Annotated in this window: 6 protein-coding genes, 1 tRNA gene and 1 riboswitch; of the genes, 3 read left to right on the top strand and 4 right to left on the bottom strand. The window is 50.5% G+C overall.

The window, feature by feature from the left end:
* Positions 1-7 precede the first annotated feature (7 nt).
* A tRNA-Asp gene (locus JIG40_RS12505) sits at positions 8-84 on the top strand.
* A 739-nt stretch (positions 85-823) separates the two neighbouring features.
* On the opposite strand, the gene JIG40_RS12500 is transcribed toward JIG40_RS12505, so the two are convergent.
* Positions 824-2,167, bottom strand: coding sequence for a sodium:proton antiporter (locus JIG40_RS12500; RefSeq protein WP_020332203.1), 1,344 nt, complete (start codon positions 2,165-2,167; stop codon positions 824-826).
* 194 nt (positions 2,168-2,361) lie between these two features.
* Between JIG40_RS12500 and metH the strand changes: the two genes are divergently transcribed.
* Entirely contained in the window at positions 2,362-6,042 is a 3,681-nt protein-coding gene (gene metH, locus JIG40_RS12495; RefSeq protein WP_158151530.1) for a methionine synthase, read from the top strand.
* 82 nt (positions 6,043-6,124) lie between these two features.
* On the opposite strand, the gene lysC is transcribed toward metH, so the two are convergent.
* Positions 6,125-7,474 (bottom strand): lysine-sensitive aspartokinase 3, encoded by a 1,350-nt coding sequence (gene lysC / locus JIG40_RS12490; RefSeq protein ID WP_024374530.1) that lies wholly within the window; start codon positions 7,472-7,474, stop codon positions 6,125-6,127.
* 107 nt (positions 7,475-7,581) lie between these two features.
* Positions 7,582-7,759: riboswitch (Lysine riboswitch) on the bottom strand.
* A 174-nt stretch (positions 7,760-7,933) separates the two neighbouring features.
* Here lysC and JIG40_RS12485 point away from each other — a divergent pair.
* Complete coding sequence (locus tag JIG40_RS12485) at positions 7,934-9,055, top strand: alanine--glyoxylate aminotransferase family protein (protein ID WP_199465404.1); 1,122 nt, start codon at positions 7,934-7,936, stop codon at positions 9,053-9,055.
* Between the two features lie 34 nt (positions 9,056-9,089).
* Here the strand turns inward: JIG40_RS12485 and JIG40_RS12480 are convergent, their stop codons facing one another.
* Together JIG40_RS12480 and uvrA are read right to left on the bottom strand one after the other, a co-directional pair.
* A complete protein-coding gene (locus JIG40_RS12480; RefSeq protein ID WP_199465403.1) occupies positions 9,090-10,868 on the bottom strand; it encodes a PglL family O-oligosaccharyltransferase in 1,779 nt (592 codons plus the stop codon).
* Positions 10,869-10,939: 71 nt separating this feature from the next.
* Positions 10,940-13,762, bottom strand: a complete 2,823-nt coding sequence (uvrA, locus tag JIG40_RS12475; protein ID WP_044364108.1) for an excinuclease ABC subunit UvrA — start codon at positions 13,760-13,762, stop codon at positions 10,940-10,942.
* Positions 13,763-13,885: the final 123 nt, after the last annotated feature.

The raw sequence follows: 13,885 nt of genomic DNA, 5'->3' as shown, positions 1-13,885 counted from the left end.
CCAGTGCGGAGCGGTAGTTCAGTTGGTTAGAATACCGGCCTGTCACGCCGGGGGTCGCGGGTTCGAGTCCCGTCCGCTCCGCCACTTATTTAAGACCTCAGCAGCAATGCTGGGGTTTTTTGCTATCTGGGAGTTGCTAAATCTCCACACTCTCCAGCCTCACTGAGCGCTTCGCTCTAATCCTACGTTTTTCACTTGTTGCTCCTGAGCAATATCTCTACTTGGTCGTTACCTATCTCAGGCTCTTACCCCTTCGGCTTTGTTGTCATTGCGCCTCTGTTGGGTAAAGATAGACTTCGCTACCCTTACTCTGCAGTGGCAAGGTTTTATTCATACCGACACTAATAAAGAGTTTCCCCTTCTCAATACCGACCTATTTGCATACCTGCCTCACTAGCATCAAACTCGACTAATCACAAAGGAACATCGCTCATAGGCGTTTCTGGCTTTGGAGCTGACTTTTGGATAAGAACAGCGGCTCGTTTGTCTGGTTTAGATCTCCTGCCTGTCAGCAATATTCTTAGATTCCTGAATCTTTCATCGATTGATGGGTATCCTGGTTATTTGTCAGTCGTGGTATGGCGAATTTTTATGACTCAGTCACTTTTGTTTCAAACAAGAGAGAAGATTAAAACTAATAATATTCATGCAGCTCTAGGCTCCATGTTCTGGCTGCAAATGAGAAATGAGGATCTTCGAAGAAGGGACAGTAGTGATAAATTCGGTAGGAAGATGTGAAGATAAAGGGATGTGCGTTTTCAAGATAATAAAAAAGCAGTAACCGAAGTTACTGCTTTCTACTTTATATTAAAGGCGGGAGAGATTAAACGTTCTGTTCCTGCTGCTCTTTTGGTTGCGCTTCTTTGTTCAGAGCGACTTGCTGTTCCAGTTCCATCTCTTTTTCAGCTTTCTTAGCTTTTTCAATCATTGGCGTAATGGTTGAGCCTTGAACCAGAATCGAGAACACCACCACAGCGTAGGTCATCACCAGAATCAGTTCTTTTACATCGATCAGTTTGTCTGGAATGATCATCATGCCGGATGGAATCGACAATGCCATCGCCAGTGCAAGACCACCGCGTAGACCTCCCCAAGTCAGAATTTTAATCGACCAAGGGTTGTATTTGCGGTAGCGCTTAAATCCAATGTAAGACACGAACACACTCAGGTAGCGAGCGCACAGTACGAGTGGAACCGCGATTGCCATCATGATCCAGTCTTCTTCGTGGAATTCAAACAGCAGCATCGACATACCGATCAGCAGGAACAGCACGCCGTTAAGGAATTCGTCAACCAGTTCCCAGAAGTGGTCCAAGTGTTCTTCACTCTCTTTAGAGAAGCCGATGAAGCGAGTCCAGTTACCGATCATGATGCCTGATACGACCATCGCCAGCGGCCCAGAAACGTGAATTACATCGGCGAAGACATAGCCTGCGGTTGGGATACCGATGGTGAGCAACAGCTCCATCGAGTGGTCGTCAGTGGCACTGATTAAGTAGTGGAACAGCAGACCTAGCAGGAAGCCGTAGAAGATACCGCCCATGGCTTCTTGAGCAAACAGACCGACAACACTGCCGACCGTCGGAGCTTCATGGCCAAACGCGATAGTGAAGATCGTTACGAAGATGACCAGGCCAAAACCATCGTTAAACAACGATTCGCCTTCGATCTGAGTCGAAATACGTTTCGGAGCGTTGAGCTTTTTTACGATGGCCAGAACGGCGATAGGGTCGGTTGGGGAAATCAGTGCACCAAACAGGAGGCAGTAGACCAGATCAAAGTGAATACCGATAAGCTGACAAAAGGCATACAGGCCAAAACCGATGAAGAAGGTTGAGAAGAGTGTCGCACCCAGCGCTAAAACCGTAATTTCCCACTTTTGATCTTTCAGGTTCGGCAGTTTGATGCCAAGACCACCGGCGAACAGCAGGAAGCCCAGAATACCTTTCAGCAGGAAGTTTTCGAAGTTAATACTGGTGACTGTTTCAGTGGCAATTTGAGTCAGATGAAACCAGTCATTTTGACCGGCGATAAGGATAAGTAAGGAAAGCAACATGGAACCTGCGGTGATCGCAATCGTGGTTTGCATCTTACCTATCTTACTGTTTAAAAAGGCGATCATCATTGCCGCAGCAGATAGAAAGCACAGAGTATAGTAGACCGACATTTTCTTCTCGTTGTGTAACAAAATATGAACGAAATTGTCCTTCGATGCTGGGTAAATAGCAAACACTTTTTTATGTACACTTTTATCAGTTCGAGGTGGAATAAGTTAGTGCCAATTAGCCATTTTAGACGTCTAGATTTCTAATAAATGTGTGATAGGATGTCGGAAAAGCAAAAAAGGAATGAGGCTGTATTGTGGGAACTAATGTAAGACACCAAATCGAATCGCAACTGCAACAGCGTATCTTACTGATCGACGGTGGTATGGGCACCATGATCCAGGGATATAAGCTGGAAGAGCAGGACTACCGCGGCGAACGTTTTGCCGATTGGCACAGCGACCTGAAAGGGAACAACGACCTGTTGGTGCTTACCCAGCCTCAGCTGATTAAAGAGATTCACTCCGCTTATCTGGAAGCCGGGGCGGATATTCTTGAAACCAACACCTTCAATGCCACCACTATTGCGATGGCTGACTACGACATGCAGTCGCTGAGCGCCGAGATCAACATTGCAGCGGCGAAGCTCGCACGCGAAGCAGCGGACGAATGGACGGCGAAAACGCCGGATAAACCCCGCTATGTCGCCGGTGTTCTTGGCCCAACCAACCGCACCTGTTCTATCTCTCCGGATGTGAACGACCCGGGCTATCGAAATGTGACCTTTGATCAGTTGGTTGAAGCGTATTCGGAATCGACTCGCGCACTTATCAAGGGCGGCAGCGATCTCATCCTGATTGAAACCATCTTTGATACGCTGAACGCCAAAGCGTGCGCTTTCGCGGTTGAGTCGGTGTTTGAAGAATTAGGTATTGAGTTGCCGGTGATGATTTCGGGCACCATTACCGATGCCTCTGGCCGTACGTTATCGGGTCAGACGACCGAAGCTTTTTACAACGCGCTGCGTCACGTGCGCCCAATTTCTTTTGGCCTTAACTGTGCGTTGGGCCCTGACGAGTTGCGTCAATATGTGGAAGAACTGTCGCGCATTGCTGAGTGCCATGTCTCCGCACACCCTAACGCAGGCTTGCCAAACGCCTTCGGTGAATACGATCTCTCGGCCGAAGAGATGGCCGAACATATTGAAGAGTGGGCAAAAACGGGGTTCCTGAACTTAGTGGGTGGCTGTTGTGGTACGACGCCTGAGCACATTGCTGCGATGGCGAAAGCCGTTGAAGGCGTCAAGCCTCGCGCTTTGCCGACACTCAATGTGGAATGTCGCCTTTCTGGCCTAGAGCCGCTGAATATCGCGAAAGAAACCTTGTTTGTGAACGTCGGTGAACGTACCAACGTGACGGGTTCAGCTCGCTTCAAGCGCCTCATTAAAGAAGAACAATACGACGAAGCGCTGGATGTCGCGCGTGAACAGGTCGAAAACGGCGCGCAAATCATTGATATCAACATGGACGAAGGCATGTTAGATGCTGAAGCCTGTATGGTGCGCTTCCTTAACCTGTGTGCCTCTGAGCCGGAGATTTCGAAAGTTCCGGTAATGGTCGATTCATCCAAATGGGAAGTTATCGAAGCCGGCCTGAAATGCATTCAGGGCAAAGGCATCGTGAACTCCATTTCCCTCAAAGAGGGCAAAGAGAAATTTGTTCAACAGGCGAAACTCGTACGTCGCTACGGTGCTGCGGTGATTGTGATGGCGTTCGATGAAGTTGGCCAGGCCGATACCCGTGAACGTAAACTGGAAATCTGTCGCCGCGCTTATCACATTCTGGTCGATGAAGTCGGCTTTCCGCCTGAAGACATCATTTTCGACCCGAACATCTTCGCGGTCGCAACGGGTATCGATGAACACAACAACTATGCGCTTGATTTTATTAACGCGGTAGCGGACATCAAACGCGATTTGCCGCACGCCATGATCTCCGGTGGCGTATCCAACGTGTCGTTCTCCTTCCGTGGCAATAACTATGTGCGCGAAGCGATCCACGCCGTGTTCCTGTATCACTGTTTCAAAAACGGCATGGACATGGGCATCGTGAATGCCGGCCAGCTGGAAATTTACGACAACGTGCCAGAGAAGCTGCGTGAAGCGGTCGAAGATGTGATTCTAAACCGTCATAACGATGCGACTGAGCGCTTACTGGAAATTGCCGATGAGTACCGTGAAAATGCGGTTGGCAAACAGGATGATGCTTCTGCACTTGAATGGCGTACCTGGCCGGTCGCCAAACGTCTGGAACATGCGTTGGTCAAAGGGATTACTGAGTTTATTGTTGAAGACACTGAAGAAGCACGCGTCAATGCCAGCAAGCCGCTGGAAGTGATCGAAGGTCCGCTGATGGACGGCATGAACGTCGTCGGTGACCTGTTTGGTGAAGGCAAAATGTTCTTACCGCAGGTGGTGAAGTCGGCGCGCGTGATGAAGCAAGCGGTGGCGCATTTAGAGCCGTTCATCAACGCTGAAAAGCAGTCAGGATCAACCAACGGCAAGATCCTGCTCGCAACAGTGAAGGGCGATGTGCATGACATCGGTAAGAACATCGTCGGTGTGGTATTGCAGTGTAATAACTACGAAATCATTGACCTTGGCGTGATGGTGCCGTGTGAACAGATCCTTAAAGTGGCACGTGAGAAAAACGTCGATATCATTGGTTTGTCAGGCCTGATTACACCATCGCTGGATGAAATGGTACACGTAGCCAAGGAGATGGAACGGCAAGGGTTTGATTTGCCGCTGCTGATTGGTGGTGCGACGACCTCGAAAGCGCATACCGCGGTGAAGATTGAGCAGAACTACCATCAGCCTGTGGTGTATGTAAACAATGCCTCGCGCGCGGTGGGGGTGTGTACTTCACTGCTGTCTGACGAACTGCGTCCGGCCTTTATTGAAAAATTGAATCTGGATTACGAACGTACACGTGATCAGCATGCGCGTAAAACGCCGAAGACTCGTCCGGTGACACTTGAGGAAGCTCGTGCGAATAAGGCGCCGATTGATTGGGACAGCTACACACCACCCGTTCCTGCTAAACCCGGCGTACACGTGTTTGAGCACGTTGAGCTGTCTACATTGCGTCAGTACATCGACTGGACGCCATTTTTCATGACTTGGTCGCTGATGGGCAAATACCCGGCGATCTTGCAACATGAAGAAGTGGGCGAAGAGGCTCAGCGTCTGTTTAAAGATGCCAACGAATTGCTGGACAAGGTTGAGCGTGAAGGCTTACTGAAAGCCAGTGGTATGTGTGCGCTGTTCCCGGCGGCGAGTGTGGGGGATGATATTGAAGTGTACCGCGATGAGTCGCGTACGGAAGTAGCCCACACCCTGTATAACCTGCGTCAGCAAACCCATAAGCCGAAAGGGGCGAACTACTGCTTGTCGGATTACATTGCGCCCAAATCAAGTGGTAAAAAGGATTGGATTGGGGCATTTGCGGTCACGGGCGGTATTGGCGAACGTGAGCTGGCAGATCAGTACAAAGCACAGGGTGATGATTACAACGCGATCATGATTCAGGCGGTGGCCGACCGTCTGGCCGAAGCGTTTGCTGAATATCTGCATGAAAAAGTGCGTAAGGAAATTTGGGGCTATGCGTCTGACGAAAACCTGTCGAACGATGAGCTGATTCGCGAAAAATATCAGGGGATTCGTCCGGCACCCGGTTACCCAGCGTGTCCTGAGCATACTGAGAAAGGTACCTTGTGGGAGATGCTCAAGGTTGAAGAGACGATTGGCATGTCGCTGACTACCAGTTATGCGATGTGGCCGGGCGCATCAGTGTCGGGCTGGTATTTCTCGCATCCGGATTCACGCTACTTTGCCATTGCGCAGATTCAGGATGATCAGGTGCAGAGCTACGCTGAGCGCAAAGGGTGGGATAACCTTGAAGCCGAAAAATGGTTGGGACCAAATATCAACGGCTAAGCACTGAAACAACAAAGTACAGAAACAACAAAGGTCACCCGAGGGTGACCTTTTCTTTATGCGTTTTGCTAACGAAACCCAATTATAGCTCGAACAGATCCTGATGCAGTTTCTGAATCACATTCTTTGAAACCGGTGCATCAACCAAGAAGCAGAGGTTGTGATCGCTGGCGCCGTAACAGATCATGCGCAGGTTGAAGTCACCCAGTGTGCTGAACACTTGTTTGGCGTAGCCTTTGGTCTCCATCTGGTTGCCGATCAACGCCACCAAACACAGATTGTGTTCCACTTCGACTGTCGCCAGTTCTTCCAATTCGGCACGCGCTTCTTGAGGTAATTCCGGCGCGCCACCAGACGTGTCGGTTTTATCCAGAGTCAGCGACACACTGATCTCTGAAGTCGTGATCAGATCGACGGAAATTTTGTACTTGGCCAGAACTTCAAACACTTTAGCCAGGAAGCCGTAGGCATGAAACATCTTGGCGCTGCGCAGTGTCACCATGGTCTGGTTGCAGCGCAGAGCCAGCGCGCGAAACTGCGGTGAGTTTTCCACTTCCTGACGAATCCAGGTACCGCCTTTTTCCGGCTCTTTGGACGAACCGACAAACACCGGAATGCCGTGACGAATCGCCGGAACCAGCGTGGAAGGGTGCAGGATTTTAGCGCCAAAATTGGCCATCTCAGACGCTTCGCTGAAACTGATCTCCGGGATTGGCGCTGCTTTAGGCGCAATGCGTGGGTCTGTGGTGTAGATACCCGGTACGTCAGTCCAGATCTCGAGGCCGCTGGCTTCAACGGCTTCAGCAATCAAGGCAGCTGAATAGTCACTGCCGCCACGGCCCAGCGTGGTGGTGTTACCTTGCTCATCTGAGCCTATGAAGCCCTGCGTGACGACCACTTGTTGCTGGCACAGCGGCACCAGTGTTTGTTTGGCCAGACGTTTGATTTCATCAACCTGCGGTTCCGCGCGGCCATAATGATCATCGGTGCGTAAGACGTCACGAATATCAAAACGCACCGCATCCACGCCACGTTCACGCATCAGCTGCGCCAGAATATAAGTCGACATCAGTTCGCCGCAGGCAACCAGATGATCGGTCAGTTTCTTACTGGATTGGAATGAGGCCGCTTCAGCAGCGCTGGCCACGCTGTCTAAAATGGTGTGCACCTCTTTTTCGACCTGAGTCGGGTCCGCCAACTGGTCAATAATCGCATCATGAATATCCGCCAACTGCTTTACGATTGCCAGACGCTGTTCAGCTTCCTGCACACCGTTTGCCAATTCCACCAATAGATTGGTCACACCAGAGCAGGCGCTGCTTACGACCAGTTTGGTTTGTGGATTATTTTCGATGATGGCAGAGCAACGGCTCATCGCTTCAAAATTCGCAACACTTGTACCGCCAAATTTGGCGACATTGAATGCACTCACGGCATTTCTCCCAGACTTCCCAGAAATTAAAATGGTTGGTAATCCAACGTCCAATGTTTTGAAGAGAGTGTTCTTAGAGCAAAAAAGAGAGGTGTACTTTGAAAGGTTTCCTCAGAAGCTCTTCATCAGCATAGTACTGATGACAGTTGAAGGGATTCAGCCCGTTCAACCGACAAACCAGAACCACAATTCTGATCCATCTCGGCACTACTCCCCCTGAGTGTTCTGTATTGGAGTTGAGGCTCCACAAAACACCTGCCTGGGCAGTGCTCCTCTTCTGCTAGATAGCTCACACATTGAACGGGTTTATGTGCTTATTGTCAATCGTAAATTTCTCACTCAATGAAAATAATTATTCAGTGAATGTGACGCTGGTTCGACCTCTAGACCTCAGTCGAATTGTCGCGTTGGGGGATTTCGATTACCCTTGTTTTTCATCCCCCCAAGCAAGGAGCATTTATGACTATCCGTAGTTTCATTCCCCCACATCGTATTCTGATGGGCCCTGGCCCCTCGGATATTTCTCCGCAGGTTCTGCAGGCACTCAGTCGCCCAACGGTGGGCCATTTGGATCCACTGTTTGTGGGGATGATGGATGAACTCAAACAGCTGTTGAAATACGCGTTCCAGACTGAAAACGACTTTACCATTGCGGTTTCCGCACCGGGCAGCGCGGGGATGGAAGCGTGTTTCGTCAATCTGGTTGAACCGGGTGACAAAGTGATTGTGTGCCGCAACGGTGTGTTCGGTGAACGTATGCGCGAGAACGTCGTGCGTTGTGGTGGCGACGTTGTCGTTGTGGATGATGAATGGGGTAAACCTGTCTCGGTGGAGAAAGTGGCCGCGGCGATTGCGCAGCATCCGGATGCCAAAGTTCTGGCGTTTGTACATGCTGAGACTTCTACTGGTGCTTGCAGTGATGCCAAGGCGCTGGGCGCGTTGGCGAAACAGCATGATATGCTGACAATTGTTGATGCGGTGACGTCATTGGGTGGTGTGCCTTTGCTGGTGGATGAATGGCAACTGGATGCGGTGTATTCCGGCAGCCAGAAGTGTTTGTCGTGTGTTCCGGGCCTTGCTCCGTTGACCTTTTCAGTCAAAGCGATTGAGAAGATACAGTCACGCACCACACCTATTCAGAGTTGGTTCCTCGATCAGAGCTTGGTTTTAGGGTATTGGAGCGGACAGGGTAAACGCAGCTACCACCATACGGCGCCGGTGAATAGTCTGTATGCGCTGCATGAAGCGTTGTTGATCCTGAAAAATGAAGGGTTGGAGAATGCTTGGGCTCGTCATCGTAAGATGCACGATAAACTCAAAACAGGTTTGGAGCAGTTGGGACTGACGTTTGTGGTGGATGAAGCCAGCCGCTTGCCACAACTGAATGCGGTGTACATTCCTGAAGGCGTCGATGACGCTGCGGTGCGCACCCATCTGCTCAATGAATACAACCTAGAGATTGGTGCAGGACTGGGGGCTTTGGCAGGCAAAGCGTGGCGCATAGGCGTGATGGGCTATGGTGCAAGGGCAGAAAATATAGCCTTGTGTCTCAAAGCCCTGGAAGAAGCGCTGACGCAATAAGTGACAATAAAAAAGGTGGCCGGAGCCACCTTTTTTATTCCTCGTCGCTCTCCTCATGCGATTGAGCTGCCGAGACTGCGCTCGAAGGCGGTACATATTGCACGTTGGCGAACTCTTTATCCGGAAACAGAAACTCAGCTTCAGTGCGGATCTGTTCAGCGCGGCTATGATCGCCTAATCCCTGATATGCAAGGATCAGGTTGTTGTAAAACGCCGGGCGTGGCTTGTGTTTGATGATTGCCAATGACCAATCGATGTAGGGCTGAATATACTGCGGCTGTTGGTTGTACAAACCGATATTGAGGTACGTACTGTAAACATCCCAGTCGTAACGATCTTGCCAGACGACCGGATTCGTCACTTTGTTGAGAATTTCCGGATCCCTGGGTTGTGAGGTCTCAAACTTCGTCAGCACGTAATTGGTGTGCAGAGCGCTGAGCATGTAGATCGTTGTGAGAAACGGCAGCAGTATGCTGGCGATACGCAGTGCGGATTTACTGAACTTGCTAAAACGAGCGAAGCGATATTTGGCGACCCGTTGATCGATCCAAAACAACAGAATAATAAACGTAATCCAGTGAATGGCTGAGTGGTAAAACGGATATTCGAGCTGGCTGTGCAGTGTAATTGGCAACAACAGAGCAAACATAGCCAGTCGGGTGCCTTTCTTAGCGGACCGGATACGCATTAAGACGAATCCGGCTGCAATCGCCATACCCAGAATCGGCAGCAGGCCACCTTCTACACCCCAGTACAGCGTTTCATTATGCGGATGGTCCATAGATGGCAGGCCAGGATGATAATTGCTGTTGAGCTGGTGCTGACGTGCCGTGTAGAGCATATATTTGGCTTCGAAGTTCCCGTAGCCGTAGCCGGTAAAGGGCTTTTCAATCAGCATATCCAGCGCTTGCGGAAAAGTGTAGCGCCGCGGACTGTCTAAATCGGCTTTGTCGGCCGCAAGCTGACCATTATTTCCAACCTGTAAGGCGGCAAAACCAATCAACAAACCTGCGATACTGGCCAGAATCCAGTTGATAAATCGCTGACGCGGTGAAAAACGGTAGATATAAGGCAGGATCAGAGCGATACCTAATAGCGCCGATAACCAACCCGTACGAGAAGCCAGCACGACTAACAGCGGCAGCGTCATCACCGGAGTGAGATACAGCAAACTGACTTCGCTGAGGTGTTTGTTGTATTTCTTCGGCTGACGGGCCAGCAGGTAGCCAGACAGCACCAGTCCTGTCGCGAGGAAGCTCGCCATCACATTAGGTTGCTGGAAAATGCCGTAAGGTCGGTTGGCTATCGTATTGTAGCCAAAGATATTGCCCGGTTTGAGTTCAAAGTACTGGAACAAGCCAAAGGCGGCTTCAATCAGACAGGCCAGAACGATGTACCACAGCAGACGCTGTTTATGCTTATTACTGAAATAGAACTGCTGCAGCACCACAAATAGCAGCAATCCGGCCCACAGTCCGTTAATGCGGCTCAATGCTCCTTGCCAATAGGCGTTGGAGTAAAACATCGGCAGAGTCATGATCACACTGCTGATCAAAAACACCACCGTCAGTTTGGAATAACGCAGTTTGCGATAAGTTGCGAGCTGATAGAGGCCAATGGCGAGGGCAAAGCTCAGCACTAGCCAGGTGGTGGCATTGAATGACAGCGCTAATCCGGCACCGCCCGGATTGGGCATAAAAAAGTGCATCGCGAGCAAGTACACGCAGCCTAACGCAATCAGAAAAGGTTTATTCAACGGAACACTGGGCGCTTGTGGTTCCAGTTGAGTGCCACTCAGTAACAATGTTGCCATAACGTCTCACAACCAAATGGAAAAAAGAAACCAGCGTCAGACCGCTGGTTTCGTCACTTTACCGCTTTTTTCTATTTCAACATAGGCTTAAGGAAGCGAGCCGTATGCGATCCTTCGACCTGCGCCACATCTTCCGGTGTACCTTGGGCGATGATTTCTCCCCCACCTTGTCCGCCTTCAGGGCCTAAATCGACAATCCAGTCGGCGGTTTTAATGACATCCAGGTTGTGCTCAATCACCACCACGGTGTTGCCGTTATCTCGCAGGCGATGCAATACATCGAGCAGTTGCTGAATATCATGGAAGTGCAGACCTGTGGTTGGTTCATCCAGAATATACAGTGTTTTGCCTGTGTCGCGTTTGGACAGTTCTCGAGCGAGTTTCACCCGCTGCGCCTCACCACCGGAAAGAGTCGTAGCGGACTGGCCAAGACGAATGTAAGACAGACCAACATCCATCAAGGTTTGCAGTTTACGGGCGATCACCGGTACTGGCTCAAAGAATTCGCGCGCGTCTTCCACGGTCATCTCCAGCACTTCATCGATGGTTTTGCCTTTGTAACGCACTTCCAGCGTTTCGCGATTGTAGCGCTTGCCCTTACATACATCACACGGTACATACACATCCGGCAGGAAGTGCATTTCCACTTTGATCACCCCGTCACCCTGACAGGCTTCACAACGCCCACCACGAACGTTGAAACTGAAGCGACCCGGTTTGTAACCTCGCGAGCGTGATTCTTGCGTGCCGGAAAACAGTTCGCGGATCGGAGTAAAGATCCCAGTATAAGTGGCCGGGTTTGAACGTGGCGTACGACCAATTGGGCTCTGGTCGATATCGATCACTTTATCGAAATGTTCCAGACCTTTGATCGACTTGTACGGTGCAGGTGTCGAGGTGGTCGCGCCATTCAGCGCAATGTGCGCAATATTAAAGAAGGTATCGTTGATCAGCGTCGACTTACCAGAACCTGATACCCCGGTAATACAACTGAACAGGCCCACCGGAATCGACAGATTGACGTTCTTCAGGTTATTGCCGGTCGCACCGATCAGCTCAACCGTTTTCTTGGCATCGCGTGGTACGCGCTGCTTCGGTACCTCAATGGCTTTAACGCCGCTCAGATACTGGCCTGTCAGCGAGTTTTTGTTGGCAATGATTTCTTCCACTGTGCCTTCTGCGACGACGGATCCGCCATGTACACCCGCACCCGGACCGATGTCAATCACGTGATCGGCCAAGCGGATCGCATCCTCGTCGTGTTCAACCACCAGAACGGTATTGCCCAGATCGCGCAAATGATTCAGTGTTTTCAACAGGCGTTCGTTGTCCCGCTGGTGGAGACCAATTGACGGTTCATCAAGTACGTACATCACGCCCACCAGACCAGCACCAATCTGGCTCGCCAGACGAATACGCTGCGCTTCACCGCCAGACAACGTTTCCGCACTGCGCGACAGATTAAGATAGTTCAGACCGACGTTGACCAGAAATTGCAGTCGATCGTTGATCTCTTTCATCACTTTTTCGGCAATCTGTGCACGCTGTCCTTCCAGAGTCAGAGTCTGAAAGAAAGCCAGAGCATCGGCGATGCTGAGCTCGACGATTTGCGGCAAAGTGGTGTCATTAACGAAGACGTTGCGCGCTTCAAGACGAAGGCGAGTCCCTTCACAGCTTGCACACGGTTTGTTGGAAATGTATTTCACTAGCTCTTCGCGTACTGAGCTCGACTCGGTATCACGGTAGCGGCGTTCCAGCGTGTTCAGAATGCCTTCAAACGGATGACGTTTAACGCGGATGTCACCACGATCGTTAATGTATTTGAATTCGACTTCCGTGCGGCCAGAACCTTGCAGGATGATTTCCTGTGTTTTCTTCGGCAGTTTGTTGAATGGCGTATGCAGATCAAACCCATAGTGATCCGCCAGCGACGTCAGCATCTGAAAGTAATAGTAGTTTTTCTGATCCCAACCACGAATGGCGCCTTGAGCAAGACTCAGGCTGGCATCCTGAATGACCCGGTCCGGATCGAAATATTGTTGAACCCCCAAACCGTCACAAGTCTGGCAGGCGCCTGCTGGGTTATTGAATGAGAACAGACGTGGTTCAAGTTCTCGCATACTGTAACCACAATGCGGGCAGGCGAAATTGGCTGAAAACACGTGTTCTTCACCATCGCCTTCCATCGGTGCCACCACCACGATCCCGCCGGACAGTTCCAGTGCGGTTTCAAACGATTCAGCCAGGCGTTGTTGCAGATCGCTGCGTACTTTGAAACGATCCACCACCACTTCAATGGTGTGTTTTTTGTGTAGTTCCAGTGTCGGTGGATCGGAAAGATCGCAGGTTTCCCCATCGATGCGGGCGCGAATAAAGCCTTGCGCGGCCAGATTTTCCAATGTTTTAACGTGCTCGCCTTTGCGCTCTTTCACGATAGGGGCCAGCAGCATCAGCTTGGAGCCTTCCGGCATCTCCAGCACTTTATCCACCATCTGACTGATGGTTTGTGCGGCCAGTGGTACTTTGTGTTCCGGACAACGTGGTTCGCCAACGCGGGCGTATAACAGACGCAGGTAGTCGTATACCTCGGTAATCGTACCGACGGTCGAACGCGGGTTATGGGAGGTAGATTTCTGCTCAATAGAAATTGCTGGCGAGAGACCCTCAATATGGTCCACATCCGGCTTTTCCATTAATGACAGAAACTGACGCGCATAAGCTGACAGGGATTCGACGTAACGGCGTTGCCCTTCGGCATACAGAGTATCGAACGCGAGCGATGATTTACCCGAACCAGATAGGCCCGTGATCACAATCAGTTTGTCGCGCGGAATCGTCAGATTGATGTTCTTCAGGTTATGGGTACGAGCACCACGTACTTCGATTTTGTCCATCAGATTTGCTCTATGTCATACCAAGTCGAACAAGTATTACATAGAGTGAGATTTGTGCAAAGAAGTACTGGATAAAAAAACAGTTAAAAATAAAGCCATCTTAAAAGATGGCTTTATCGTTCT

It is taken from the genome of Vibrio sp. bablab_jr001 (assembly GCF_016464285.1).
GTDB lineage: Bacteria > Pseudomonadota > Gammaproteobacteria > Enterobacterales > Vibrionaceae > Vibrio > Vibrio fluvialis.
Note: the sequence above shows the minus strand (reverse complement) of the source record. Positions and strands in the feature narration are given on the sequence as shown.

Excerpts from the sequence above, each read along its gene's own strand:
- JIG40_RS12485 (WP_199465404.1), top strand. The coding sequence starts at position 7,934 with ATGACTATCCGTAGTTTCATTCCCCCACATCGTATTCTGATGGGCCCT.
- JIG40_RS12500 (WP_020332203.1), bottom strand. The coding sequence starts at position 2,167 with ATGTCGGTCTACTATACTCTGTGCTTTCTATCTGCTGCGGCAATGATG.
- uvrA (WP_044364108.1), bottom strand. The coding sequence starts at position 13,762 with ATGGACAAAATCGAAGTACGTGGTGCTCGTACCCATAACCTGAAGAAC.
- JIG40_RS12480 (WP_199465403.1), bottom strand. The coding sequence starts at position 10,868 with ATGGCAACATTGTTACTGAGTGGCACTCAACTGGAACCACAAGCGCCC.